Source organism: uncultured Sphingomonas sp., from assembly GCF_937871615.1.
In the GTDB taxonomy this organism is placed as follows: Bacteria; Pseudomonadota; Alphaproteobacteria; order Sphingomonadales; family Sphingomonadaceae; genus Sphingomonas.
Window position 1 is genome coordinate 20,226 of the sequence record NZ_CALMPA010000021.1, and the last position, 25,327, is coordinate 45,552.

24 protein-coding genes are annotated in these 25,327 nt (G+C 65.6%); 20 read left to right on the forward strand and 4 right to left on the reverse strand.

Translation table 11 applies throughout. The features are described 5' to 3' along the window. The first annotated feature begins 116 nt into the window (after positions 1-116). The 9 genes from Q0316_RS04645 (at position 117) to leuC (ending at position 10,613) form a co-directional block, all read left to right on the forward strand. Positions 117-1,910 (forward strand): peptide MFS transporter, encoded by a 1,794-nt coding sequence (locus Q0316_RS04645; protein WP_298670278.1) that lies wholly within the window; start codon positions 117-119, stop codon positions 1,908-1,910. Positions 1,911-1,936: 26 nt separating this feature from the next. Next, complete coding sequence (locus tag Q0316_RS04650) at positions 1,937-2,617, forward strand: NnrU family protein (RefSeq protein WP_298670280.1); 681 nt, start codon at positions 1,937-1,939, stop codon at positions 2,615-2,617. A gap of 78 nt (positions 2,618-2,695) precedes the next feature. Further along, positions 2,696-4,330: a long-chain-fatty-acid--CoA ligase gene (locus Q0316_RS04655; protein ID WP_298670282.1), complete on the forward strand. Its 1,635-nt coding sequence runs from the start codon at positions 2,696-2,698 to the stop codon at positions 4,328-4,330. Positions 4,331-4,432: 102 nt separating this feature from the next. Then, positions 4,433-5,662, forward strand: a complete 1,230-nt coding sequence (locus tag Q0316_RS04660) for a dipeptidase (RefSeq protein ID WP_298670511.1) — start codon at positions 4,433-4,435, stop codon at positions 5,660-5,662. A 103-nt stretch (positions 5,663-5,765) separates the two neighbouring features. Next, on the forward strand, positions 5,766-6,728 hold the full coding sequence (locus tag Q0316_RS04665) for a polysaccharide deacetylase family protein (protein WP_298670284.1): 963 nt from the start codon (positions 5,766-5,768) through the stop codon (positions 6,726-6,728). A gap of 89 nt (positions 6,729-6,817) precedes the next feature. Further along, positions 6,818-7,333, forward strand: coding sequence for a MarR family winged helix-turn-helix transcriptional regulator (locus Q0316_RS04670; RefSeq protein WP_298670287.1), 516 nt, complete (start codon positions 6,818-6,820; stop codon positions 7,331-7,333). A 54-nt stretch (positions 7,334-7,387) separates the two neighbouring features. Continuing rightward, entirely contained in the window at positions 7,388-7,966 is a 579-nt protein-coding gene (locus tag Q0316_RS04675) for an NADPH-dependent FMN reductase (protein WP_298670289.1), read from the forward strand. A gap of 65 nt (positions 7,967-8,031) precedes the next feature. After that, entirely contained in the window at positions 8,032-9,213 is a 1,182-nt protein-coding gene (locus Q0316_RS04680) for a CoA transferase (protein WP_298670512.1), read from the forward strand. Then, entirely contained in the window at positions 9,210-10,613 is a 1,404-nt protein-coding gene (leuC, locus tag Q0316_RS04685; RefSeq protein WP_298670291.1) for a 3-isopropylmalate dehydratase large subunit, read from the forward strand. The genes Q0316_RS04680 and leuC overlap by 4 nt, the downstream gene beginning before the upstream one ends. Positions 10,614-11,128: 515 nt before the next feature. Here the strand turns inward: leuC and leuD are convergent. Together leuD and Q0316_RS04695 are read right to left on the reverse strand one after the other, a co-directional pair. After that, the gene (gene leuD / locus Q0316_RS04690) at positions 11,129-11,695 is read right to left on the reverse strand and encodes a 3-isopropylmalate dehydratase small subunit (RefSeq protein ID WP_298670293.1); all 567 of its coding nucleotides are present in this window, start codon (positions 11,693-11,695) and stop codon (positions 11,129-11,131) included. Next, positions 11,692-12,114, reverse strand: a complete 423-nt coding sequence (locus Q0316_RS04695) for a MarR family winged helix-turn-helix transcriptional regulator (RefSeq protein ID WP_298670295.1) — start codon at positions 12,112-12,114, stop codon at positions 11,692-11,694. The genes leuD and Q0316_RS04695 overlap by 4 nt, the downstream gene beginning before the upstream one ends. Before the next feature lie 111 nt (positions 12,115-12,225). Here Q0316_RS04695 and Q0316_RS04700 point away from each other — a divergent pair, with 111 nt between their 5' ends. From Q0316_RS04700 to Q0316_RS04725, 6 genes are all read left to right on the forward strand, one after another. After that, positions 12,226-13,128, forward strand: a complete 903-nt coding sequence (locus Q0316_RS04700) for a hydroxymethylglutaryl-CoA lyase (RefSeq protein ID WP_298670297.1) — start codon at positions 12,226-12,228, stop codon at positions 13,126-13,128. A gap of 100 nt (positions 13,129-13,228) precedes the next feature. Beyond that, positions 13,229-14,356: an alpha/beta hydrolase gene (locus Q0316_RS04705; RefSeq protein WP_298670299.1), complete on the forward strand. Its 1,128-nt coding sequence runs from the start codon at positions 13,229-13,231 to the stop codon at positions 14,354-14,356. Continuing rightward, positions 14,335-15,372: an aminoglycoside phosphotransferase family protein gene (locus Q0316_RS04710; RefSeq protein ID WP_298670301.1), complete on the forward strand. Its 1,038-nt coding sequence runs from the start codon at positions 14,335-14,337 to the stop codon at positions 15,370-15,372. The genes Q0316_RS04705 and Q0316_RS04710 overlap by 22 nt, the downstream gene beginning before the upstream one ends. After that, positions 15,372-16,670, forward strand: a complete 1,299-nt coding sequence (eno, locus tag Q0316_RS04715; RefSeq protein ID WP_298670303.1) for a phosphopyruvate hydratase — start codon at positions 15,372-15,374, stop codon at positions 16,668-16,670. Before Q0316_RS04710 ends, eno begins: the two co-directional genes overlap by 1 nt. After that, the gene (locus Q0316_RS04720) at positions 16,670-17,581 is read left to right on the forward strand and encodes an NAD(P)-dependent oxidoreductase (RefSeq protein WP_298670305.1); all 912 of its coding nucleotides are present in this window, start codon (positions 16,670-16,672) and stop codon (positions 17,579-17,581) included. The genes eno and Q0316_RS04720 overlap by 1 nt, the downstream gene beginning before the upstream one ends. Next, positions 17,581-18,279, forward strand: a complete 699-nt coding sequence (locus Q0316_RS04725) for an alpha/beta fold hydrolase (RefSeq protein ID WP_298670307.1) — start codon at positions 17,581-17,583, stop codon at positions 18,277-18,279. The genes Q0316_RS04720 and Q0316_RS04725 overlap by 1 nt, the downstream gene beginning before the upstream one ends. 12 nt (positions 18,280-18,291) lie before the next feature. On the opposite strand, the gene Q0316_RS04730 is transcribed toward Q0316_RS04725, so the two are convergent. Further along, positions 18,292-18,783, reverse strand: coding sequence for a DUF3237 domain-containing protein (locus tag Q0316_RS04730; RefSeq protein ID WP_298670309.1), 492 nt, complete (start codon positions 18,781-18,783; stop codon positions 18,292-18,294). Between the two features lie 103 nt (positions 18,784-18,886). Between Q0316_RS04730 and Q0316_RS04735 the strand changes: the two genes are divergently transcribed. Next, the gene (locus tag Q0316_RS04735; RefSeq protein ID WP_298670311.1) at positions 18,887-21,118 is read left to right on the forward strand and encodes a TonB-dependent receptor; all 2,232 of its coding nucleotides are present in this window, start codon (positions 18,887-18,889) and stop codon (positions 21,116-21,118) included. A gap of 42 nt (positions 21,119-21,160) precedes the next feature. On the opposite strand, the gene Q0316_RS04740 is transcribed toward Q0316_RS04735, so the two are convergent. Continuing rightward, a complete protein-coding gene (locus Q0316_RS04740) occupies positions 21,161-21,937 on the reverse strand; it encodes an SDR family NAD(P)-dependent oxidoreductase (RefSeq protein WP_298670313.1) in 777 nt (258 codons plus the stop codon). 128 nt (positions 21,938-22,065) lie between these two features. Between Q0316_RS04740 and Q0316_RS04745 the strand changes: the two genes are divergently transcribed. The 4 genes from Q0316_RS04745 (at position 22,066) to Q0316_RS04760 (ending at position 25,227) form a co-directional block, all read left to right on the forward strand. Next, positions 22,066-23,376, forward strand: coding sequence for an MFS transporter (locus Q0316_RS04745; protein WP_298670315.1), 1,311 nt, complete (start codon positions 22,066-22,068; stop codon positions 23,374-23,376). A gap of 24 nt (positions 23,377-23,400) precedes the next feature. Then, positions 23,401-23,793 carry a nuclear transport factor 2 family protein gene (locus Q0316_RS04750; RefSeq protein ID WP_298670317.1) on the forward strand — a complete coding sequence of 131 codons (393 nt, stop codon included), beginning with the start codon at positions 23,401-23,403 and terminating at the stop codon, positions 23,791-23,793. Between the two features lie 13 nt (positions 23,794-23,806). Beyond that, complete coding sequence (locus Q0316_RS04755) at positions 23,807-24,448, forward strand: carboxymuconolactone decarboxylase family protein (RefSeq protein ID WP_298670319.1); 642 nt, start codon at positions 23,807-23,809, stop codon at positions 24,446-24,448. 161 nt (positions 24,449-24,609) lie between these two features. After that, positions 24,610-25,227 carry a VOC family protein gene (locus Q0316_RS04760; RefSeq protein ID WP_298670321.1) on the forward strand — a complete coding sequence of 206 codons (618 nt, stop codon included), beginning with the start codon at positions 24,610-24,612 and terminating at the stop codon, positions 25,225-25,227. Positions 25,228-25,327: the final 100 nt, after the last annotated feature.

Genomic DNA, 25,327 nt, shown 5'->3' on the forward strand with positions numbered 1-25,327 from the left:
CCCCCTACCCGCCCCTCGCGCCAATTTACAACGCGTGGATTGTCGTGGCGTTGTGCTGATCGCGTTTGCGCAGTAGTTTCCGATGCAACAAAACCTTCAGGGAAAGTTGAGCGCAGATGGTGGACACCCCGACCGCGGATACCCCGCGCGAACCGGATATCTCCCACGTCAATCCGGCCGCCGAGGCAACGTGGTTCGGCCATCCTCGGCAACTCGCGCGGCTGTTCTCCACCGAAATGTGGGAACGGTTCGGCTATTACGGGATGCGTGCGCTCCTCACGCTCTATCTCACGCAGCATTTCCTGTTCGGGGATCGCGAGGCGACGGGGCTGTACGGCGGCTATACCGCGCTGGTTTACCTGACCCCGCTGATCGGCGGCTATCTCGCCGATCAGTATCTCGGCTCGAAGCGCGCGGTGAAGTTCGGCGCGATCATCATGGCGCTCGGCTATTTCACCCTGTGCTTCGGCGGGCAGACCGCGAAGCCCTTCGCCATCGTCGACGGCCAGCGTTACGAGGTGCAGATCGAGGGCAGCGACAATGCCCAGACGCGCTATGTGCTGGATGGCGGCCAGCGGCTGAAGATCAAGGGTAATGACGACAAGTCGATCGACCTCATGGCCGCCGACGGCAGCGTGAAGCGCCATATCGCGCCCGGCGCCTTCAAATCGGATGCGGAGCGCAGCCAGCTACACGTCATGATCCTGCTGATCGCGCTGTGCATGGTGTCGGTCGGCAACGGCTTCTTCAAACCCAATATCTCCACCATGGTCGGCGAACTATACGCGCAGGGCGACCGACGGCGCGACAGCGGCTTCACGATCTTCTATATGGGGATCAATCTGGGATCGTTCTTCTCGCAATTGCTCTGCCCGTGGCTCGCGGTGGCGGTCGGCTGGTGGGCCGGCTTCGGGCTTGCCGCGATCGGCATGTTGTTTTCGTGGTTCCTGATCCAGTTCAACGGCGGCAAACTCGATGGCTATGGCGAGCCGCCCCGGCGCGACGGCCCGGATCGGGCGCTGGTGATCTATGGCTGCGCGCTGCTCGCGGTGCCGGTATTCTATTTCCTCTATACCAATCTGATGAGTTCGGCGGCGGCGGAACCGGGCGAGGGCATCGTCGGCTATATCCTGTCGCTGCCACTGATGGGCAAATTGCTGTTCGGCACCTTCCTCCTCGCGGTGCCCGGAATCCTCATCTGGTCCTATGCCGCGGGCGATCGCCGCGAGTTTCAGATGATGGTGGCGGCGATGGTGCTCATCGTGTTCAACGTGGTGTTCTGGACGTTGTTCGAGCAGGCCGGATCGAGCCTGACGCTCTATGCCGACCGCAACACCGATCTCAGCGTGTTCGGCCTGTTCTCGATCACCGCCGGGCAGACGCAATTCTTCAACGCCGCCTTCATCGTCATGCTGGCGCCGGTGATGAGCATCCTGTGGAACGCGCTTGCCAAGCGCGGGCTGGAGCCGACCGTCCCCGTTAAATTCGGCATCGCGCTGATCGGCGTCGGGCTGGGCTTTCTGTTCCTCGTCTGGGGCGCCCGATTTGCCGGGCCGGATTTCAAGGTGGCGATCTGGTGGCTCGCGGGCCTCTACCTGATCCACTCGGTGGCGGAATTGTGCATCTCGCCGGTGGGCCTCAGCATGATAACCAAGCTGTCGATCGCGCGCATCGTGGGACTGATGATGGGCGTATGGTTCCTGTCGATCTCGGTCGCGCAATATGTCGCGGGCGTTGTGGCGCAGGTGGCGAGCGTCGAAACGGTGGGCGGGCAGGTCACCAACCTCAAGGTCAGCCTCGATACGTATAACGGCGTGTTCTGGACGATCGGGCTGGTCGCGGCGGCGATCGGGGTGTTCCTGCTGCTGATCTCGCCGCTCATCAGGAAGTGGATGCACGGCGTGCAGTAAAAACCGGCGATGAGGGAGAGGATGCGATGGAGAATGTCGTGGCGGCGGCGGTCGCTTTCGTGGGAACCCATTTCCTGCTGTCGCATCCGTTGCGCGCGCCGATCGTCAGCCGGATCGGCGCACGCGGCTTCCTCGGGCTGTACAGCCTCGTCGCCTTCGCGACGCTGATCTGGCTCGCCCTCGCCTATCGCGCCGCGCCGCCCGCGCCATTGCTCTGGCCGGTCAGCGGCGCGCTATGGGCGGTGGCGAGCATCGTGATGCTGGTGGCGAGCGTGCTGTTGATGGGCTCGCTGATCCGCAACCCGGCGCTGCCCGAGGCGAAGACAAATATCGTGCCCGACGCGCGCGGCGTGTTCGCGATCACGCGCCATCCGATGATGTGGGCCTTCGCCCTGTGGGGGGCGGCGCATATCCTGATCTATCCCGCGCCATCGAACATCGTCGTCGCGCTGGCGATCATCGTGCTGGCGCTGGTGGGCGCCGCGATGCAGGATCGCAAGAAAGAGGCGCTCCAGCCCGAATTCTGGCGCGAATGGGAAAGGCGAACGAGCTACTGGCCGTTCGCCGCCATCGCCGGCGGTCGCGCGCGGCTCGGCGGATTCGGGATGCACGCATTGGCCGGTGGACTAATCGTCTGGCTGGTCGCAAGCTGGGTGCATATCCCGCTGGCTGGATGGCGCGCCGGCATCTGGTACTGGTTGGGCTGAAATTGCCTCACAAGCGGACTTCCATAGGAAGCTAAGTTTTTCTATGTGAGCCGGACATAAGGATGGGAGAGGTTGTAAATGCTCGGGTTGATGCAGCATGGCTCGCTGACGGTGGACAAGTTCCTCGATCATGCGGCGGCATGGCATAATGATCGCGAGATCGTTTCGCGCGATGCGGACGGCATCGTCACCCGCAGCAGCTATGGCGCGATCCACACGCTGGCGAAGCGCGTCTCGAACGGCCTCGCCCGCGCCGGCATCCGCCCCGGCGATCGCGTGGCGACGATGGGCTGGAACTCCACCCGCCACCTCGCCGTCTGGTATGGCGCGGCGGGGATGGGCGCGGTGCTGCATACGCTCAACCCGCGGCTGTTCCTTGAGCAGATCGCCTATATCGCCAATCATGCCGGCGATCGCATCCTATTCGCCGATCCTTCCTGCGCCGATCTGATCGGCCAGTTGCTGCCGCTCGCGCCGACGATCGAGCGGGTGATCTTCATGTGCGATGCCGCCGCGCTGCCCAGGACCGATTATGCCGCCACCGCGTTCGACGCATGGGCGGAAGGCGAGCCGGCCGAATATGCCTGGGGCGGGTTCGACGAGAATACCGCCTGCGGGCTTTGCTACACCTCGGGCACGACGGGCAATCCCAAGGGCGTGCTCTACGGGCATCGCTCGAACTATATCCACGCGCTGATGACGCTGCAGGCGGATGCGCTCGCGCTGTCGGGGCGCGACAGCGTGCTGATGGTCGTGCCGATGTATCACGCCAACGCCTGGGGCATGGTCTATTCCGCCCCCGCCGTCGGCGCGAAGCTGGTGCTGCCGGGGCAGAAGATGGATGGCGAATCGCTCGTCGACCTGATCGAGGCGGAAGGCATCACCTTCTCCGCCGCGGTGCCGACGATCTGGCAGGGCGTGCTGCAATATCTGAAGTCCAGCGGGCGCGGGCTGGGCACGTTGCGGCGCGTGGTGATCGGCGGATCGGCGGTGCCCGAAATGCTGGTGCGCGCCTTCCGCGACGATTACGGCGTAGAGATCACCCAGGGCTGGGGCATGACGGAAACCTCGCCGCTCGCCACCATCTCCACCCCTTCCGTCGAGGTCGCCGCGCTCAGCCCCGACGAGCAGATGCGTTATGCGATCAAGCAAGGCCGCCTGCTGTGCGGGCTGGAACTCAAGCTGACCGACGACGAGGGCAAGCGGCTGCCGCACGACGGTAAGACGCCGGGGCGGCTGATGATAAAGGGGCCGACGATCGTTGCCGGCTATTTCGGCGGCGATGGCGGCGACGTGCTTGACGAGGAAGGCTTCTTCGACACCGGCGACGTTTCGACGATCGACGCCCAAGGCTATATGCAGATCACCGATCGCGCCAAGGATGTGGTGAAATCGGGCGGCGAATGGATCAGTTCGATCGAGATCGAGAATATCGCGGTCGGCCATCCGGCGGTCGCGGTGGCGGCGGTGATCGGCGTCGCGCATCCCAAATGGGATGAGCGCCCGATCCTCTTGTGCCAGCTCAAGCCCGGCGCCACCGCCTGCCGCGAGGATCTCACCGCCTTTCTCGATGGAAAGATCGCGCGCTGGTGGATGCCCGACGACGTGCTGTTCGTCGATGAAATCCCGCTCGGCGCGACCGGCAAGATCGACAAGAAGCTGCTTCGCCAGCGGATGACCGGCTATACCCTGCCGTTCGAGGCGGCGCGCTGAGGCACGGCACCGGCGTTCATGATTACGGGGAGTGAGAGGAAGTTGTTGAACCACCCGACCGGCAATCGCCGCCGGCAGGGCAGGCGCTGGATCGCCGCCCCGCTGCTCGCCGCCTTATGCGCCACGCTTTCCGCCTCGCCCGCGCTCGCGCAGGATTATGCCGCGCGCGTCGCGCGCATCCTGCGCACCACGCCGCTGATCGACGGGCATAACGACTGGCCCGAGGCGCTGGCCGACCGCGAGGGCGCCCGGCGCTGGACGATGGACCTGCGCGATCTCTCCCACGTCTCCGGCGAGCCATATGACACGGATATCGCGCGGCTGCGCAAGGGCATGGTCGGCGGCCAGTTCTGGTCGGTCTATGTCCCCGCCGACCTGCCCGGCAAGGAGCAGGTGGAGCGCACGCTGGAACAGATTGATCTCGTGAAGTCGATCGTCGCGCGTTACCCGGACACGTTCGTGCTGGCGCGCACCGCCGCCGACGTGCGCCGCGCCCATGCCGCCGGAAAGATCGCCTCGATGATGGGGGTAGAGGGCGGCGGGCAGATCGACGGCAATCTTTCGATCCTACGCAGCTATGCGGCATTGGGGGCGGGTTATCTCACGCTCACCCATTCGCGCACCATCGACTGGGCGGATTCGGCGACGGACAATCCGCAGCACAACGGCCTCACCCCGTTCGGCAAATCGGTGGTGCGCGAGCTGAACCGGCTAGGGATGCTGGTCGATCTGTCGCACGTCAGCGAGGATACGATGCGCTCTGCGCTCGCCGAGACGAAGGCGCCGGTGATCTTTTCCCATTCGGGCGCGCGCGCGGTCAACGATCATCCGCGCAACGTCTCCGACGATGTGCTGCGGCTGGTGGGCGCGAATGGCGGCGTGGTGATGGTGGATTTCGCACCGGGCTATGTTTCGGACAGGAACCGGCGCTGGGCCGCGGATTCGGCAGCGGAGAAGACCCGGCTGAACTCGCCGCCGTTTCGCGGCCTCTATATCGGCCAACCCGAAAAGGCCGCCACCGCTTATGCCGCATGGCTGAAGGACCACCCCGAGCCACGCGCCACGCTGGCCGAGGTAGCCGATCATATCGAGCATGTCGCACGCATCGCCGGCAAGGCGAGCGTCGGCCTCGGATCGGATTTCGATGGCGTCGGCCACCCGCTGCCGACCGGGCTGGAAGATGTCTCCACCTATCCCGCGCTGCTCGCCGAGATGATGCGGCGCGGCTGGTCGGACGCGGACGTGGCGGGGCTGGCCGGCGGCAATGTGCTGCGCGTTATGGAGCGCGCCGAACAGGTCGCGAGGACGATGAACGCAACGCCCGCCGGCTGATTCGCCCGCGCACTGATGGAACCCGGCGGCCCGGCAAGCATTGCCATATGCCGGATCAGACCGGGGCAGGCGAAAGGGGATCGAATTGGCGAGAGGGGGCGGATTGCAACATATCGCGGGGGCGCTGGCGTTCTTTGCGCTGGTTCTTGTCGGGCCAGCCGCCGCGCGCGCAGGCACGGTCGCGCTGACCTTCGACGATCTGCCGGCGCTCTCGATCCTGCCCGATCAGGCCTATGTCGATGATCTGAACGCGCGCCTGTTGTACAAGCTGAAGCGACACCGTTTCCCGGCGATCGGCTTCGTCAACGAAAGCAAGATCGGCGATCTCCAGCCCGAGCATCAGATCACCAATCTCGCGCGCTGGCTCGATGCCGGGATGCTGCTCGGCAACCACACCTTCTCGCACGATTCACCCAACAAGCTGGGCGCGGAAGGATATATCGCGGACATCGCGCGCGGCGAGCAGATCACGCGCCCGATGCTGGAGAAGCGCGGGCTGAAGCTGCAGTGGTTTCGCCATCCCTATCTGGAAACCGGCTATCCCGCGGCGGTGCGCAATCAGATCGACGGCTGGCTCGCCACGCATGGCTATCGCATCGCCCCGGTGACGATCGACGCGGAGGACTGGGAGTTCGCCGAGCCTTATGACGACGCGATCGCGCGGCATGACATCGCGCGGCAACAAAGCATCCGCAAAGCCTATCTCGCTTATACCGCGATCCGCATCCGCTGGTCACAGACGAGCGCGCGGGTGCTGTTCGGGCGCGATATCGCGCATGTCATGCTGCTCCATTGCACCCGGCTCAACGCGGATACGCTGGACGGCCTGGCGAAACTGCTCCGCGCGGCGCACCTTCGCCCGGTTTCGCTCAATCGGGCGATGCGCGATCGCGCTTATCGCACGCCGGATGATTATGCCGGGAAGGATGGCATCACCTGGCTCGAACGATGGGCGATCACCCTGCACAAGACTTTGCCCGAGCAAGGCGACGAAGACCCGCCCGCCGAAATTCAGGCGCAATATGATCGCGTGGACAATGATCGACAAAGTAACACGAATCGCTGATTGTTTCATAAGCGTTCTATTGAGCGTTGCCCGATGGGACAGAACCTCTTACCCTGCACAATATAAGCCAGTTATCCGGAGCACGTACGTTGACCGAAAAGCGAACGACCCGTCACCCGCCAGAATATTACAAGAATCCAGAGAACAGCATCGGCTATCTCACGCGGATCGTGTTCCGCAACTTTTCACGGTTGCTGGAACGCCATACGTTGCAGCATGAAATTTCCGCCGGGCAATGGCGTTTCCTGCGGCAATTGTGGGTAGAGGACGGCATTACCCAGCGCGAATTGAGCGAGCGTGTCGGTATGCGCGAGCCCACTACCGTCGTCGCGCTGAAGGGGCTGGAAGCCGCCAAGCTGATCCGCCGCGAGAAAAGCCAGATAGATCGGCGCAAAATCTATATTCATCTGACCCCGTTCGCGAAATCGCTGGAAGCGAAGCTGACCCCGCTCAATGCCGAGGTACATGCGACCGCGACCGCCGGGATGAGCGATGATGAAGTGGAAACATTGCGGCACCTGCTGCGGCGGGTGATCGGCAATCTTACCGCCGAAACCAGCCATGATTCGCCCGATCTGAACAGCGATCCTGACGGAAAGGCTTGACTGGATCGCCATCGCCCTCATTACTTAGGTAGTTAATTTACCAAGGGGTGGGCGATGTCGGTTCGGATAGCGGTGATTTCGGGAAGCGTGCGCAACGGATCGCACAACAGCGCGCTTGCGGCGCTCGCCGCCGCGCGCATCGCGGCGGCGGGCGGCGAGGCCGAGGTAATCGACCTCGCCACCTATAACCTGCCGGTCTATTCGCAGGATCTGGAGCTTCAGGATTGCCCGCCCGATGCGCGCCGGCTGAAGGCGGTGCTGGCGGGAAGCGACGGCGTACTGATCGCGACGCCGGAGCATAATGGCTCGATCTCCACGTTGCTCAAGAACGCGATCGACTGGGCTTCGCGACCCGGCGAGGGCGAGACCCTGGTTACGCTCTCCGCCTTTCGCGGCAAGACCGCCGGGATCATGGCGGCGTCGATCGGCCCGTTCGGCGGGATGCGCGCGCTTGCCCATCTGCGCCAGATTCTGGGCACCGTGCAGATGATGGTCGTCCCCGAGCAACTCGCGGTGCCGTTCGCGGATCGCGCCTTCACAGCAGAGCGCGCGCTGGCGGAGCCGCTGCCGAACATGATCCTCGACGGGCTGGTCGCGCGCGTGCTGGAGGTGGCCGAGCGCCTTCGCCCATGACGACGACAGGCTTGCGCTGCTCGCCAGTCGAATATATCTTAGCAATCTAAGCATTGTTGAGGATCATCGTGGGGCCACTTTCGGATATTCGCGTCGTCGAGCTGGGACAGCTGATCGCCGGGCCGTTCTGCGCCCAGTTGTTCGGCGATCTCGGCGCGAACGTAATCAAGATCGAACCGCCCAAGACGGGCGATCCGATGCGCCAATGGGGGGCGGGCGATCCGCCGGTGTGGTGGGAGGTGATCGCGCGCAACAAGCGTTCGGTCGCCGCCGATCTGCGCACGCCCGAGGGGCAGGAAATCGCGCGGCGCCTGATCGCCACCGCCGATGTGCTGATCGAGAATTTCCGCCCCGGCACGCTGGAAAAGTGGAATCTCGCGCCCGCTGATCTGTGCGCGGCCAACCCCCGGCTGATCGTGGTGCGCGTTTCCGGTTACGGGCAGACCGGCCCCTATTCCACACGCGCCGGCTTCGGCGGGATCGGTGAGGCGATGGGCGGCTGGCGCGCGTTGGTCGGCACGGCTGACCGCCCACCATCGCGACTCGGCGTTTCGATCGGTGACAGCCTTGCGGGCACCTATGGCTGCCTCGGCGCGCTCGCCGCGCTGCACGAACGTGAGAAAAGCGGACGCGGCCAGGTGGTCGACGTCAGCCTGTTCGAATCGGTGTTGCAGGTGATGGAGGGCCTCGTCCCCGAATATGCCGCCGCCGGCCATGTCCGCGTGCGCTCCGGCTCGATCCTCAAGGGCATCGCGCCGTCCAACGTCTATCCGTGCAGCGATGGCGAGTTGCTGATCGCGGGCAATCAGGATGCGATCTTCCGCCGGCTGGCGACCGCGATGGGCCAGCCCGAGCTTGGCGAGGATCCGCGCTTCGCCACGCATGTCGCGCGCGGGCAGAACCAGGCGCTGCTCGACGAGATGATCGCCAACTGGACCCGCGGGCAGACCGTCGCGGCAGTCGAAAAGCTGATGGAGGAATATGCCGTCCCCGCCGGGCGGATGTTCGCCGCGCGCGACATGCTCGCCGATCCGCATTTCGCGGCGCGTGAGGCGATCGTCTCGGTGGAGACCAAGCATCACGGCACGCTGCCGATGCAGGGCGTGTTCCCCCGCCTCTCCCGCACGCCCGGCGGCGTGCGCGCCGCCGCCCCGGTCACGGTCGGCGCGGATACCGACGCGCTGCTCGGCGAGGTCGGTTACGACGCCGCGGCGCTCGCGGACCTCAAGCAGCGCGGCATCGTGTGAGCGGCACCCTTTTCGATCACGTCTGGGATCGCCACCGCATCCTGGAAGACGGCGGCGAGACGTTGCTCTACGTCGACCTTCACCTGCTCCACGAGGTCACCTCGCCGCAGGCCTTCGCCGGGCTTGAGGCGCATGGCCGTCCCGTGCGTCAGCCGGCGCGCGCGCTGGCGCTGTTCGATCACAATGTCCCCACCGTCGGGCAGGAAGACGGCATTGCCGCCGTCGCCGATCCGCAGGCCCGCGCGCAACTCACCCGGCTGGTGGAAAACAGCACCCGCTACGGGATCGAGCGGTTCGACATGGGCGATCCGCGCAACGGCATCGTGCATGTCGTGGCGCCCGAACAGGGCCGCACCCATCCCGGCATGACGATCGTGTGCGGCGACAGCCACACCTCCACGCACGGCGCGTTCGGCGCGCTGGCGTTCGGCATCGGCACGACCCAGATCGAACATGTGCTGGCAACGCAGACGCTGCGGCTACGCAAGCCCAAAACAATGCGCGTCAACGTCACCGGCGCGCTGCCCGCGCACCTTTCGGCCAAGGATCTCGCGCTCGGCATCCTGCGTGCGATCGGGGTGGGTGGCGGGCTTGGCCATGCGATCGAATTCACGGGGCCGGCGGTGCGCGCATTGTCGATGGAAGGGCGCATGACGCTGTGCAATCTCGCGGTGGAGATGGGCGCGCGCGCCGCGCTGATCGCGCCGGACGAAACGACCTTCGCCTATCTGCGCGGGCGCCCCGGCGCGCCGCAGGGCGACGAATGGGATCGGCAGGTCGCACACTGGCGCACGCTCGCCAGCGCGCCCGACGCCAGCTTCGATCGCGAGGTCGAGGTCGACGCGGCGGGGCTGCGCGCGATGGTCACCTGGGGCACCAACCCGTCGCAGGTGGTCGCGGTGGACGAAGCTTTGCCCGATCCGCGCGCCACCACCGATCCGCTCGATCGCGCCGCCCAGGAACGCGCGCTCGCCTATATGGGGCTCTCCCCCGGCCAGCCGATCGCCGGATTGCCGATTGATCGGGTGTTCATCGGATCATGCACCAACAGCCGGATCGAAGACCTTCGCGCCGCCGCCGACGTCGTGCGCGGTCGCCGTGTCGCGGCGGGCGTCGGGGCGATGATCGTGCCCGGTTCGGGGCTGGTGCGCCAGCAAGCCGAGGATGAGGGGCTGGCCGATATCTTCATCGCCGCCGGCTTCGAATGGCGCGAACCCGGCTGCTCGATGTGCGTCGGCATGAACCCGGATCGCCTCGCGCCCGGCCAGCGTTGCGCGGCGACCTCGAACCGCAATTTCGAGAACCGGCAGGGCGCGGGCGGGCGCACCCATCTGATGAGCCCCGCAATGGCCGCCGCCGCCGCGATCGCGGGCCGCATCATCGACGTGGCGGCGCTTTAGCGGGGCGCGGGTTATCAACGTGCGAAACGCCTCGCGGTTTGTTTGGCAGCATGACGATAGCACGATTGTGAATACCGAGTGCGAGACTATGGTGCTCACATGTGGCAATTGGCTGTCTTTACTTTGGCGTCTTCGCTTCCGGCGGGGCAACGGAGCCTTATCTTCGATGGCGAGGCTTTCGGACCGCAACGAGCCCTTACCTGCACTTGGTTCACCAACTTCGAAAACAGTCGGTTCAAGCAATGTCACGATGCGACAGGCAAATTGCTTCAGGAGGACGATGGAGCGTCGATCAAATGCCTTCGAGACACATGCGCGCGATTGGACACCGCAGCCCGAAAGGCGGCGGGTTGGCGGAAGCCTGAGCCGCCTTGGGGAACATATACGGTAAGGCTGGTCGGCCGCCTCAGCCTATATCCCCATGCAAAGCGCTACCTCGGCGACGCGACCCGAACCGTTCTTATAGAGGAACTCGCCAGCGTTAGCATATCGAAATAGCAGGCCCATTCATGGGTTCACGGCCTAGTCGACGCGCGATCCTCGAACGCGTCGATCGCTGCGGCGTGGCGCAGCGTGCGGCCGATATCATCCAGCCCGGCAAGCAGCGCCTCGCGCAGATCGGGATCAATCGCGAACGTCATGCGCAGCGCACCCGCGCTGATGGTGCAATCGGGCAGGTTCACCGTGACGGGCGTGCCCGGCGTCTCCGTCAGCAGATCCACCAGCGCGGCATAATCGCCGGGTGCGGGCGCGACGAGCAACAGCCCGTTGGTCGCCGCGTTGCCGCTGAAAATCCCGCCGAAGCTCGGCGCGATGACACAGCGGATGCCATGATCGTCAAGCGCCCATACCGCGTGCTCGCGCGACGAACCGGAGCCGAAATTGCGCCCCGCCACCAATATCCGCGCGGCGGGATCAATCAGGAAACGCGAATCGATCGCACGCATGTCGGCGAACAGATGCGCGCCGAGCCCGCGCCGATCCAGGCCCTTCATGAACCGTGCGGGAAGGATCTTGTCGGTGTCGATATCCGCATCGCGCAGCAGCGCCGCGCGCGAGGTGACGATCGTCCATGGCTTCATATCGGCTTGCCCCAATCCGCCGCCAGCGTTTCGAGCAACATTTCGAACCGTTTCTGCCCCACCTTCGCGGTGATCTGCGCGACAAGCTCGCTCATCGCGTCCTGCGCATCGCCGCGCATCTGTTCACCGAACGGGGTGAGCATCAGGCGCTTGTGGCGGGCGTCGTCGGGATCGTCCTCCAGCGTGACGACATCCTTCTCCACCATCTGCGCGATCGTGCTGTGGATCGCCTGACGCGAAACGCCCATGCGGCGGGCGATTTCCGACGGCCGGGTGACCCCGCTGACGATATTGACCATCACCATTGATTGCGCCCGGCTGATATCCGGCCACCCCCTGTCATGGACCCGCGCCTGAAGGCCCTCGTCGAGCCAGCAGAAACGCTGGAACAGATGAATGATTAATTCGATCGACCGCATGAACTCGCTTAAACGGTGTTGCATCGCGCGGCGCAAGCCGTGCCGGCGGCTATGGACCAGCTTGCGGACGCGATTTACTTAGTATACTATCTTTTTCGGAAGGAGCAATCATTGCCTGCTATCGAAATCGTCGAGGTCGCGCCGCGAGACGGATTGCAGAATGAGGCCCGCATCGTTTCGACCGCGCACAAGCTGGAACTGATCGACCGCGCCATCGTCGCGGGTGCGCGCCGGCTGGAGGTGACGAGTTTCGTCAACCCGCGCCGCGTGCCGCAAATGGCGGATGCGGACGAGGTGGTGGCCGGCCTGCCGGATCGCGATGACGTGACGTTCATCGCCCTGGTGCTCAACCGGCGCGGCGCGGAACGCGCGCTCGCCACGCGGATCGACGAGTTGGGCGCGGTGTGCATCGCCAGCGACACGTTCGGCATCCGCAATCAGGGGCAGACGAGCGCCGAGTCGCTCGACGTGGCGCGCGAGACGGTCGCGCTGGCGCGGGCGGCGGGGCGCAGCGCGCAGATCACCATCGCCACCGCCTTCGGCTGCCCGTTCGAGGGCGAGGTTCCGCTCGATCGCGTGGTGGAGATGGCGAAACGCGCGGCAGATGCTTCCCCGCGCGAAGTCGCGCTGGCGGATACGATCGGCGCCGCGGTGCCGGGGCAGGTAAGCGAGGCGGTCGCGCGCGTGGCGGAGGCGATCGCGCCGCTTCCCGTGCGGGTGCATTTCCACGATACGCGCAACACCGCTGTCGCCAATGTCTGGGCCGCGATCAACGCCGGCGCATCCGTGATCGACGCGGCACTCGGCGGGCTCGGCGGCTGCCCGTTCGCCCCCGGCGCATCAGGCAATGTCGCAACCGAGGATGTCCTCTATCTGCTCGATCGTTCGCGCATCGCAACCGGCTATGACCGCGCGCTGGCGATCGACGTGGCGAACTGGCTGACCGGCGTGGTGGGGCGCGATCTGTCGGGCAAGGTGCGTTGCGCGCCCGCCTTCCCTGCCGTCACAGCCTGAGCCCGCATGTGGGGCGAGGCAAGTTTTGGCACGGATGGGCTGGACCTCGCCGGTTCACGACGATAATCTTCGCTATCTAAGCAAATTGAGAGGAGCGGCAATGGACCCGCGCGACACCAACGGACTTGACGTGCAATTCATCGGCAAGGTTTCCCCCACCGCGCCGCGCATTCTTGCGGGCGGCCACCCTTGCCAGGGCATCTATTGGACGCCGGCGGGCAAGAAGCCCAAGACCGCGGTGATCGCGACCCATTACAACGTCGATTTCACCGAACATTATATCGCGCCCTATTTCGCGCGGCGCGGGATCGGCTTCCTCGGCTGGAACACGCGCTATCGCGGGTTCGAGGATCAGTTCCTGCTGCATCACGCGGTGCTGGACATCGGCGTGGGGATGCGCTGGCTCAAGGAAGTGGCGGGCGTCGAGCGGATCGTGATCCTGGGCAATTCGGGCGGCGGCTCGCTGATGGGCGCCTATCAGGCAGAAGCGATCAAGCCGACGCTCGGCAGCGAGCTTTCGGGCGCCGGGCTGGATGCGCTCAACGATCTCATCAAGGCCGATCTCTACATCTCGCTCAACGCGCACCAGGGCCGCCCCGAAGTGCTGACCGACTGGCTTGACGCATCGGTGGTGGACGAAAATGATCCGGTGGCGACCGATCCGTCGCTCGATCCGTTCAGCGCCGAGAACGCCCCGCCCTATTCGGAGGAGTTCGTCACCCGTTACCGCGCGGCGCAGCGCACGCGCAACCAGCGCATCACCGATTGGGCGAAGGTCGAACTGAAGCGGCTCAACGATGCCGGCGTGCCTGACCGGCTGTTCCCGCTGTTTCGCGTGTGGGGCGATCTGCGCTGCATGGATCCGTCGCTCGATCCGTCAACGCGCAAGCCGCGGCTGTGCTATCGCGGCGATCCCGTCACCGCGAACCGCACGCCCTCGATCGGGCGCTTCAACACGATCAAGACCTGGCTCAACATGTGGAGCCTGGAAACCTCGCCGTGCCAGGGCGCACCGCATCTCGCCAAGTTCGACACCCCCGCGCTGGTGGTGCAGGGCACGGCGGACACCGGCGTGTTCCCGAGCGACGCGCGCAAGATCTTCGACAATATCGGCTCGACCGACAAGCAGATCGAACTGATCCCCGGCGCGCATTATTTCGAGGATTCGAATGCGGAACGCGACGTGGCCGCCGACCTGATGGTCGCGTGGATCGAAGCCAAGAGCTGAGCGAGGCATTGAGCGTGACCGACACGGGCGAGGCAGCCACCATCACATCCCTGCGCCGCGCGGGGCTTGCCCGCGACGGCCAGCCGGTCACGCTCACCCCGCTTTCGGGCGGGGTATCGTGCGACGTGTGGCTGGCGCGGATCGGTGACGAGCCGCCGATCGTCGTCAAGCGCGCGCTGCCGCAATTGCGCGTTGCGGCGGAGTGGCTCGCCCCTGTCGAGCGGGCCGAGAATGAGGTGCGCTGGCTGCAATGCGCGCGGCGGATCGACGCGCGGCTGGCGCCGGAAGTGGTGGCGGCGGTGCCGGACGAGCATTTGTTCGCGCTCGCCTATCTGGAGCCGGAAGCGCATCCGGTGTGGCGCGACGAACTGATCGCGGGCCGCGTCGATCCCGGCTTCGCGAGCGGCTTCGGCCACGATCTCGCCCGCATCCATGCCGCGACCGCCGACGACGCGGCGATGGCGCGCGATTTCGACAGCATGGACCTGTTCGACGCGCTGCGCATCTCGCCGTTTCTGCGCTATGTCGCGGGGAACCGGCCCGAGGTGGCGGCGCGGCTGAACGCGATCGCGGACGATCTTCAGGCGCGGCGCGGCGCACTGGTTCATGGCGATGTCAGCCCCAAGAATATCCTGTGCGGGCCGGAAGGCGGCGTGTTTCTCGATGCCGAATGCGCGGTCTATGGCGATCCCGCGTTCGATCTCGCCTTTTGCACCACGCATCTGCTGCTCAAGACGATCTGGCTCGCCGATCATGCCGCGCCGCTGAAACAATCGGCAAGCGCGTTCGTCGCGCGCTATCTCGCTGGCGTAACGTGGGAACCTGCCGAGGCGCTCGCCGCACGGGCCGGAGCCCTGCTCTCCGCGCTGCTGCTCGCGCGGGTCGAGGGCAAATCCCCCGCCCCCTATCTCGATGCGACGGCCCGAGAGGTGGTGCGCGCCCGCGCGCTGGCGCTGCTCGCCGCCGACACCCCGACGATCGACCAACTTATCGCCGACTGGCCCATGGAGTTCTGATGACCAACCGTATCGCCAACATCCTCGCCCGCCAGCTTTGGGATTCGCGCGGCCGCCCGACCGTCGAGGCCGAGGTTCGGCTCGAAAACGGCGCGATCGGGCGCGCCATCGCGCCCGCCGGCGCCTCGCGCGGCGCGCATGAAGCGATCGACCTGCGCGACGGCGGCGACGCTTTCGGCGGGATGGGCGTGGCGCGGGCGGTGGCGAATGTCGCAACCGAAATCGCACCCGCGCTAAACGGCATGGATGCGCGCGACCAGGCGGCGATCGACCGCGCGCTCGTCGCGCTGGACGGCACGCCCAACAAGGAGCGGCTCGGCGGCAATGCGCTGGTCGCGGTGTCGATGGCGGTGCTCCATGCCGCCGCCGCCGCCGAGCGTGCGCCGCTGTGGCGCTATCTCGCCGGCGGGCGCAAGGTGCGCATTCCGCTGCCTGAAATTCAGATCTTCGGCGGTGGCGCCCATGCCGGTCGCCGCACCGACATTCAGGATTTCATGGTGATGGCGCCGCGCGCCGGCAGCTTCCGCCGCGCGCTCGAAATCACCGACGCGGTATATCGCGCCGCCGGGGAGTTGATGGCCGCGATGGGGCCGCTTTCGGGCGTTGCCGACGAAGGCGGCTGGTGGCCGAATTTCTCCTCCAACGAACAGGCGCTCGATACGCTGACCAAGGCGATCGAGCTTGCCGGTTTCCGCGCCGGTGAGGACGTGTTCATCTCGCTCGACATCGCCGCCAACGAACTGGGCGACGCGACCGGCTATTCCCTTGCGCTCGACGATCGCCGGATGGACGGCGCGGCGATGGCCGAGGAAGTGATCGGCTGGACCCGGCGCTATCCGATCCTGTCGATCGAAGACCCCGCCTCGCAGGACGATTTCGCAACCATGGCGACGGTGGTGCGCGCGGTGGGCGATAAGGTGCAGGTGATCGGCGACGACGTGCTCGTCACCAATGCCGCGCGCGTGGCCAAGGCCGCCGAGGCGGGCGCGTGCAACGCCGCGCTCATCAAGGTCAATCAGGTCGGCACCGTAACCGAGGCGCATGAGGCGCTGGAGGCGGCGCGCGCGCGCGGCTGGGGCATGATCGTTTCGGCACGTTCGGGCGAGACCGAGGACGTGACGATCGCGCACCTCGCGACCGGCTGGGATGCGGGCCAGCTCAAGGTTGGCTCCTTCACCCGTTCCGAGCGGATGGCGAAGTGGAACGAAGTACTGCGGATCGAGGAGGAAATGGGCGCGGATGCGGTGTTCGCCGGCGCCTCCGCCTTCGCCGCGCCGGTCGCCGCGCGGCTGGGCTGATGCGGCTCGCGATCGACACCATCCCGAGCGCGGGCTTTCAGGCTGAGATCGACGCGGTGTTCGGCGCGGGCGCGGTGCTCGCGGTTCAGCCCGGCTCGCCGCCGGGCGACGCGGAAGTGTTGCTCCATGTCCTGGCCCCGGTCTCGGCGGAGGCGATCGCCGCCGCGCCCTCGCTGCGGCTGATCCAGAAGCTCGGCGTGGGGGTGAATACGATCGCGCTGGAAGCGGCAAAGGCGCGCGGCATCGCGGTGTGCAACATGCCCGGCGTCAATGCGCAGGCGGTGGCGGAATGCGCGCTGACGCTGCTGCTCGCGGTGTTGCGCCGCACCGTGGCGCTCGATGCCGCCACCCGCGCCGGGCAATGGGCGGTGCCATCCGATGTCCTCGACAATATGGGCGAGGTTTCGGGCCGCACGATCGGGCTGATCGGGATGGGCAACAGCGCCGCGCGCCTCGCCCGCGCGCTGGAGGCGCTGGGGGCGGAGGTGGTGTTCACCGCCCGCAGCAGCCACGCGGACAAGCCGTGGCGGCAATTGCCGCTGGCCGAGCTGCTCGCGGTAGCCGATGTCGTTTCGCTGCACGTGCCGTTGACCGATGAGACCGCCAATCTGGTCGATCCGCTGGCGATGAAGCGCGGCGCGGTGCTCATCAACGTCGCGCGGGGCGGGCTGGTCGACGAAGCGCGACTGGCGGACGCGCTGCGCTCCGGCCATCTGCGCGGCGCGGGGCTGGACGTGTTCGCGACCGAGCCGGTCGATCCCGCCGATCCCTTGCTCACGCTCGCCAATGTCGTCGTCAGCCCGCATGTCGCGTGGCAGACGCCGGAAACGCTCGCGCGCAGCCTCGCGACGGCGGCGGAGAATGTCCGCCGGCTCACGGCGGGCGAACCCTTGCTCAATCAGGTGATTTGATGACCAGCCTTCCGATCGTTCTCGCGTCCGGCCAGTTGCTGACGCAGGAGACGTGGACGCCGCAGATCGCCGCCTGGGCGAAACGCGACGTGCGCCACGCCGATCACCGGCATGACGACACGATCGCCGGGATGGCACAGCGGCTGCTGGACGCGGCACCGGCACGCTTCGCGCTGGTCGCCCATGCGTTGGGCGGGTTCGTCGCGTTCGAGGTGATGCGGCGCGCGCCCGAACGGGTGGCGCGGCTGGCGCTGATCGCCACCCTCGCCTCCGCCGATGGCCCGGCGCAGACCGCGCGGCGGCAGGGCTATATTGATCTGGTCGAATCCGGGCGCTTCGATCAGGTGATCGAGGAGCGTATCCCGATGCTGTTCCCGCCGGAAAAGCGCGACGACGCGGAGCTGCTCGGCCTCGCGCGACGGATGGCGGCGGATACCGGCGCGGAAACCTTTCTGCGCCAGCAGCGCGCGATCATGGCGCGGATCGACAGCCGCCCGACGCTCGGCGCGATCGCCGCGCCCGTGCTGCTGATCCGCGGCGCGGTGGATGGAATCACCACGGTGGAGCAACAGCAGGAAATGCTCGATGCGATCCCCGGCGCGCGGCTGGAAACGCTGGCGGGCGTCGGCCATCTGCCGACGGTGGAGGCGGCGAAACAGACCACCGCGCTCCTCACCGACTGGATCGACCGGGGCTGACGCCCCGCGCGATCACCGCACCGAATAGAGCCGATGCCGCGCGCCGAGATCGGTGCGCTCGCCCACGCCGATCGCCACCGTCCCGTTGAGCCACGCATAATCGGGGCTTGCCGTCTCGAACAATGACGCGATGCGCAGATAATAGCGCGACGGATCGACTTTCGAGGCAAGCGCGGGATCGGCGAATTCGCGGCGCACGTCGTCCGGGATCACGCTGCGCCCGAAATAATTGACGTAGATCAGCGCGCCATCATGGGTGCGCAGCACCGCGCGCGCATCGAGCGTGCCGACAGTCGCATCCTCACCCAGTCGCCCGCCGACGGACCAGTTGCCGCCGCCCGGCAATACCTCGCCAGACAGGCGCGGGCCTTCGAACTTGCCGCCGGTGATATAGCCGATCCGCCGGTCGTTGAACGGCGCGGCGCCGACGTGGATGATCCCGCCGGCGACGTGAAAGTCGACCGTGCAGAGAAAATCGCCGAGCACCTGTGTCTTTTCGGTCACCATATTCAGCACCCTCCTACTGGACTAAATCGGCGATAGTTCGTAATCTAAGTTTGTCAGAAAACAAGGCACGCATTGCGCCGCGTTAAGGAGAAGGGGGGCCATGTCCCAAAATTTCAATCGCTTGTTAACCGGCATCGCCGCTTCCGCGCTCGTCACCGCGCTGGGAATCGCATCGCCCGCCTTCGCTCAAACCGCCACCGATTCGACCACCGCCGCGCCGACCGAGACCAGCGGGGCCGATATCGTCGTCACCGCGCAGAAGCGCGAACAGAAGCTGCAGGATGTGCCGATCTCGATGGAGGTCGTTTCCGGGCAGAAGGTCGCCGATTTCGCCGCCGCCGATTTCAAGGCCGTGCAGAATTTCGTGCCGAACATGTTCGTCCAGCAGACCAACGGCAACGACACGATCTATATCCGCGGTTTCGGTTCGCCGCCCCAGAACTTCTCGTTCGATCAGGCGGTCAGCGTCTACATGGACGGCGTTTACGCGGGCAAGATGCGCCAGGCGCTGAACCCGTTCTTCGACGTTGCCCGCGTCGAGGTGATGCGCGGCCCGCAGGGGGCGCTTTACGGGAAGAACACGCCCGCGGGCGCGATCAGCGTCGTTTCGGCTGGCCCGACCAAGACCTTCCAGGCCGCGCTCACCGGCACGTATAATTTCGATCTCAAGGGCTATGACCTGACGGGCTATGTTTCCGGCCCCGTCACCGACACGCTTTCGCTGCGCGTCGCGACGCGCGTTCAGGATCAGGATGGCTACATCAAGAACCTGGCAAACGGCAACGAGGAACCGCGCAACAAGCTGCAACTGTTCCGCATCAGCGCGCTGTGGGAACCGAGCGATACGTTCGATGTATCCGCAAAGCTGGAACTGTCGAATTACGAGCGCATCGGCGGCCTGGGCGTTTCGACGCCGGATAATACCGAGCAGCGGCCAACGCTGGTCCGCTATGCGGATAATTACCCACTTGGCCGCGAAGGCTATACCAACAGTTCGGCGCTTGGCTCGGTCACCGCGAACCTGAAGGTGGGCACGCACACGCTTACCTCGATAACCGGCTATTCGTGGTTCAACGGCGCCGTGACGAACTATTTCGATCAGCGTGTTCCGGGAACCGGGCAGGTGATCGAAAATTCCGTCGCCAACAAGTATCCCGAGGACTTCCACCAGTTCTCGCAGGAATTGCGCCTGTTGTCCCCGACTGGCGGCGTGCTCGAATATGTTGTTGGCGCTTATTACGACAAATCTACCTACAACGTAGATCCGTATCTCTATTACAATATTCTTGCGTTCAACCTGGTCTCGCTCAACCAGACCTATTTCCACCAGAGCGCCCGGACGCTGTCCGGATTCGGGCAGGCGACGCTGCGACCGGCGAACGGGCTTCGCCTGATCGGCAGCCTGCGCTATACCAACGTGCAGAAAGACGGGACGTTCAGCGGCAAGCTGCTCAGCGGCCAGCCTTTCCGGCCACTCACCAGCGCCAGCGGCTCGATCGACGAAGGCCTCGTCGATCCGTCGATCACGGTCCAGTACGATGTTTCGCGCAATCTGATGCTCTATGCGGTCTATGGCCGTGGCTCGAAGTCCGGCGGCTTCGTATCGAACACGCTGGGCACGAAGGACGCGACGTTCATCTACAAGCCGGAACGGTCGCGGAACTGGGAGGCGGGGTTCAAATCCACGCTGTGGGATGGCCGTGCAACGCTGAACGTGTCGGCATATGACACCAAGTTCACCGATCTGCAGACTTCGTCGTACAGTTCCACGCTGCAGACCTATATTACCGGAAACGCGGCCCAGGCGACCTCGCGCGGCGTCGAAGGATCGCTGCGCATCGCGCCGAGCCGCTATTTCGACATCACCGCGTCCGCCGCGTATATGGACATCAAGTACGACAAATATCCGGGCGCGCCGTGCCTCGCGACGGCGCAAGGTCCAGCGCCCGCCGGCGTGTGCGACCTTTCCGGTCGCCGTCCGCCCTATACGTCGAAGTTCACGGGCAACGTGTCGGTCCATGGCCGGGTCGACATCAGCGATTACAAGCTGGACGGCACCGCGATCCTCGGCGGTCGCTCGGGCTTCTTCAACTCGGACGATCAGAGCCCGAACTACGGCTATCAGAAGGGCTATGCGAAGCTCGATCTGCGTATCCAGTTCGCGCCACAGGACGAGCGCTGGCACATCGCGCTGATCGGGAAGAACCTGACCAACGAACTGACCAGCGGCAGCGCGTTCCGCCTGCCCGCACCGATCACCACCGTTTCGCGCGCGATCATGTTCGTCGAGCCACCGCGCAACATCGCGATCGAGGCGGGCGTGAAGTTCTGATCCCCCTCCCCTCCCCCACGCGGGGGAGGGGAAGGTTTCATCTTATAGCGGCGTGTCGTGGCCCCATTGCCGGGTCACCACGCCGTTTTCTTTTCTGACCGCAACCCAATCGCCGCCGGCCAGCGCATCGTCGTGGATCAGATCAATCACCGCCGCCGCGATATCGCCGGGCGCGCAACGCTCATTGTTCGCCAGCACCGGCGCCATCCAGTCCGCCGCGCGATCGCCACCCGTGGTATGCAGGATCGGCGTATCGGTCAGCCCCGGCAAAACGCCGGCGACCCGCACCCCCCATTCCTCCTTGAGCGAGGCGCAGCAACGGGTGAGCATCATCACCCCCGCCTTGGTGACGGCATACATCGCATCGCGAAAACCCGGCCCCAGCGCGACGGTGGACACGGTGTTGACGATCACGCCGCCGCCGCGCGCGCGCATCCCTTGCGCGATCGTCTGCGTCGCGAGCACCAGCGAGGTGAGGTTGACATCAACGATCCAGCGCAGCCGATCGAGCGGCATTTCGGGAAACGCCCCGGCGCCCGATACGACCCCGGCATTGTTGTGCAGGATATCCGGCGCGCCATCCGCAACCACGCGATCGACCCACGCGCCCGTGGCGGCCAGATCGGCGAGATCGAGCCGCATCACCACCGGCTCCGCACCGCCCGCGCGAACGAGATCGGCGGTTTCGGTCAATCCCGCTTCATTCACATCGACCAGGGTGATCCGCGCCGCGCCCGCCGCCGCCAGCCGCGATGCCGTCGCGCGGCCTATTCCCGAAGCGCCGCCGGTGACGATCGCGGCCTTTCCCCGAATATCCATATCACTCTCCCGCAATTTGCCGCGTCACCTGTGTCTGCGATCGTCGGCTGGTTGACACATATTCTTACGTATCTAAGCATCATCCGGGAGTCGACGCCGCTCGATCGCAACAACGGATAAGGATGGGAATGGCTACTGGATCGGCGACAACGCTCGCGACGCGCGAAGCAGCCCCGGCGACACGCCGCACGGTGGCGCTGTGGATGCTGTTCGCCATTGGCACGCTCAATTTCGTCGACCGGCAGCTATTGTCCGTGCTGGTCGAGCCGATCCGCGCCGAAATGGCTTTCACCGATACGCAATTCGGGCTGCTTACGGGCCTGAGCTTCGCGCTGTTCTACGCGCTGATGGGCATCCCGCTGGCGATGGTGGCAGATCGCTGGCATCGCGTGCGGCTGATCGCGGCGGCCTGTGTGGTGTGGAGCCTGTTTACCGCCGTCTGCGGGCTGGTGCAGAATTTCACCCAGCTCGCGCTCGCCCGGTTTGGCGTCGGCATCGGCGAGGCGGGCGGCGGGACGCCATCCTATTCGGTGCTCTCCGATTATTACCCGCCGGAACGCCGCCCGCTGGCGATCGGGCTTTACACGTTGTGCGGCCCGATGGGCGTGTTCCTTGGCGCGGGCCTGGGCGGCTGGGCGGCGGCGACGATCGGGTGGCGCGGCGCGTTCATCGCGATCGGGCTGGTCGGCGCCCTGGTCGCCGCGCCGATGCTACTGCTGCTGGTGCGCGAGCCGCCGCGCGGCCAGATGGACGCGGGCCGGCAGACCAACGAGGCCGCGCCGTCGATCGGGCAGAGCCTGTCAGCCTTCACCAGCAATCGCTCGCTCAGGGCGGTGGCAATCGCCAGCGGGCTGTGCGCGTTTGTCAGCTATGGAATGCTCAACTGGATTCCAGCCTTCCTGATGCGCACGCAGGGAATGCCTGTCGGCGCGCTCGCCACCTGGTTCGCGCCCGCCGCCGGGATCACCTTCGGCCTTGGCAATTGGGGCGGCGGCGCGCTGGTCAACCGTTTCGCACGGCGCTCCGCCGCCGCTTATGGCATGGTGCCGTGCATCGCGATGCTGCTGCTGGTGCCGAGTTTCGGCGCGGCGCTGTTCGTGCAGAGCTGGCAATGGTCGCTCGCGATCATGCTGCCGCCTATGATCGCGTGCACCATCTTCGTCGCGCCGGCGATCGCGCTGGTGCAGAACTTGTCGCCGCCGCGCGCGCGCGCCACCGCGACCGCCGTGCTGATGCTGATGTTCAATCTCGTCGGGCTGGGCTGTGGCCCGCTCGTGGTGGGGATCATCAGCGACGCGCTGACCCCGCTTCACGGCGCGGCGAGCCTGCGCTTCGCGCTGCTGTGCACCTTGCCGGTCGCCGCGCTCGCCGCCTACGCGCAATATCGCGTCGCGCGCGTCGTGCCGCGCGACCTCGACGAGCCGATCAAGGAAAACTGAGAAACCGATTTAGGGAGAGAGCCGATGAACGACAGTGAGATGCGCGCCTTCGCCACGGGCTTTTTCGATGCGATCGAACGAGGCGATATCCCCGCGATGCAGGCATGTTTCACGCCCGATGCGGAGATCTGGCACAATACCGACGAACTGATCGTGAGCCCGGCGGACACCGCAAAGGTGCTGGCCGGCATGGTCGCGCGCATCAGCGATCCGCGCTATGCCGATCGCCGCATCAACGTCTTTGCCGGCGGCTTCGTCCAGCAGCATGTGCTGGAAGGAAAGCGCGTCCACGATGGCGGCGCGGTGCGGCTGCCCTGCGCGATCATCTGCAAGGTCACCGATGGCCGAATCACGCGGCTCGACGAATATTTCGATTCGGCGCACGTCGCCGAATTCCGCAAATACGCACAAGCTTGAGGAGAGAGAGACGATGCCGGTTCTACGCCAGGTTCCCCGCAGCGAGGTAACGGACGAAACCGTGCTCGCTTACTACAACCGCCTGTTCGGGGATCGCGATCCGGTCAGCGAACCGGGCACCGCGACCGGCACGCCGGGCGACTGGTGGACGGTCTACGCGCTCGCGCCGGATATCTTCAAGCACGCGGTCGACGGCTTCGCGGTCTATCGCCACCCGAGCCGCCGCATCTCGCCGGTATTGCGCGAATTGGGGCAGACCCGCGCGGGCTGGGTGAAGGGCAGCCAGTTCGTCTTCTCGCAACATTGCAAGTCGCTGCGCGGCCTTGGCGTCAGCGAGGAGAAGATCGCGGCGATCCCCTATTGGACCGTCGCCGATTGCTATGACGAGCAGGAACGCGCGGTGCTCGCTTACGCCGATTGCCTGGCGCAGGCCGGCGGGCGCGTGCCCGATCAGGTGTTCGACAAGCTGCGCACCTTCTGGGACGACGAGCAGATCTTCGAATTCACCTACATCACCTGCCTTTACGACATGCACGCGGTGATTACCCGCGCGCTGCGCATGGAATTCGACAACCGCGAAGACCCGATCGTGGAAATCGCCGCCCCCGAAGGCTTCGACGCGGCGGACTTCCTCAGCGCGCGCCCGTCGCGATAACCGTCAATATAATTGACAGTTATCGCGATTCGGCTTATGCTCGCGAACATAATACGGGAAGGTGGCGAGTCGCCTGGGCGCACCGGCGCTTCACCTTCCCGACAGTTTCCCCGGACCGCACCCACGCGCAATCCGGTTGATGGCACAAGAGGAGACGGATGATGCCGGCCACCAACACCCAGTTCGAATTCAAAGGCGTCAACCATCTGGCGCTGGTCTGCAAGGATATGGCCCGGACAGTTGAATTCTATCGCGACGTGCTGGGGATGCCGCTGGTCAAGACGATCGACCTGCCGGGCAATCGCGGCCAGCATTTCTTCTTCGACATGGGCAATGGCGACAGCCTCGCCTTCTTCTGGTTCCAGGGCGCGCCGGAAGCGCATCCGGGCATCTCCGCGCCGGAGGCTCTGCCGACGCAGGGCAATTTCATGTCCGCGCACGGATCGATGAACCATATCGCGTTCAACGTGCCGGCCGAGAAGTTCGACGAATATTATGAGCGGCTCCAGTCGAAGGGGATCGCGGTCACGCGGATTCTGGATCACGACAATTCGGAAACGCAGGTGGCCGATCACATGCACGACGGCGTGTTCGTCCGCTCGGTCTATTTCTTCGATCCCGATGGCGTGTGCCTCGAATTCGCGGCGTGGACCAAGGAGTTCACCGATGCCGACGTGGCGCACGATCCGGTGACCGCCGACGGCACCAAGGTGGAGGGCATGATCGTCCAGAAGGCACTCGCGCGGAACGACGTCACGGAAATGGCGCTCGCCAAGTAATCATGCGGGAAAGATCGGGAGGTTTCGCGCCTCCCGGTCGCTCCGGCGCTTGCAGTCGCTTATATTGCTAAGTATCCTTTGCGCTCCTTCCGTTTAAGGG

What these genes read in the sequence shown, in the direction of transcription:
- Q0316_RS04645 (WP_298670278.1), top strand. Translation starts at nt 117, where the DNA reads ATGGTGGACACCCCGACCGCGGATACCCCGCGCGAACCGGATATCTCC.
- Q0316_RS04650 (WP_298670280.1), top strand. Translation starts at nt 1,937, where the DNA reads ATGGAGAATGTCGTGGCGGCGGCGGTCGCTTTCGTGGGAACCCATTTC.
- Q0316_RS04655 (WP_298670282.1), top strand. Translation starts at nt 2,696, where the DNA reads ATGCTCGGGTTGATGCAGCATGGCTCGCTGACGGTGGACAAGTTCCTC.
- Q0316_RS04675 (WP_298670289.1), top strand. Translation starts at nt 7,388, where the DNA reads ATGTCGGTTCGGATAGCGGTGATTTCGGGAAGCGTGCGCAACGGATCG.
- leuD (WP_298670293.1), bottom strand. Translation starts at nt 11,695, where the DNA reads ATGAAGCCATGGACGATCGTCACCTCGCGCGCGGCGCTGCTGCGCGAT.
- Q0316_RS04695 (WP_298670295.1), bottom strand. Translation starts at nt 12,114, where the DNA reads ATGCGGTCGATCGAATTAATCATTCATCTGTTCCAGCGTTTCTGCTGG.
- Q0316_RS04705 (WP_298670299.1), top strand. Translation starts at nt 13,229, where the DNA reads ATGGACCCGCGCGACACCAACGGACTTGACGTGCAATTCATCGGCAAG.
- eno (WP_298670303.1), top strand. Translation starts at nt 15,372, where the DNA reads ATGACCAACCGTATCGCCAACATCCTCGCCCGCCAGCTTTGGGATTCG.
- Q0316_RS04720 (WP_298670305.1), top strand. Translation starts at nt 16,670, where the DNA reads ATGCGGCTCGCGATCGACACCATCCCGAGCGCGGGCTTTCAGGCTGAG.
- Q0316_RS04725 (WP_298670307.1), top strand. Translation starts at nt 17,581, where the DNA reads ATGACCAGCCTTCCGATCGTTCTCGCGTCCGGCCAGTTGCTGACGCAG.
- Q0316_RS04735 (WP_298670311.1), top strand. Translation starts at nt 18,887, where the DNA reads ATGTCCCAAAATTTCAATCGCTTGTTAACCGGCATCGCCGCTTCCGCG.
- Q0316_RS04740 (WP_298670313.1), bottom strand. Translation starts at nt 21,937, where the DNA reads ATGGATATTCGGGGAAAGGCCGCGATCGTCACCGGCGGCGCTTCGGGA.
- Q0316_RS04745 (WP_298670315.1), top strand. Translation starts at nt 22,066, where the DNA reads ATGGCTACTGGATCGGCGACAACGCTCGCGACGCGCGAAGCAGCCCCG.
- Q0316_RS04750 (WP_298670317.1), top strand. Translation starts at nt 23,401, where the DNA reads ATGAACGACAGTGAGATGCGCGCCTTCGCCACGGGCTTTTTCGATGCG.
- Q0316_RS04755 (WP_298670319.1), top strand. Translation starts at nt 23,807, where the DNA reads ATGCCGGTTCTACGCCAGGTTCCCCGCAGCGAGGTAACGGACGAAACC.
- Q0316_RS04760 (WP_298670321.1), top strand. Translation starts at nt 24,610, where the DNA reads ATGCCGGCCACCAACACCCAGTTCGAATTCAAAGGCGTCAACCATCTG.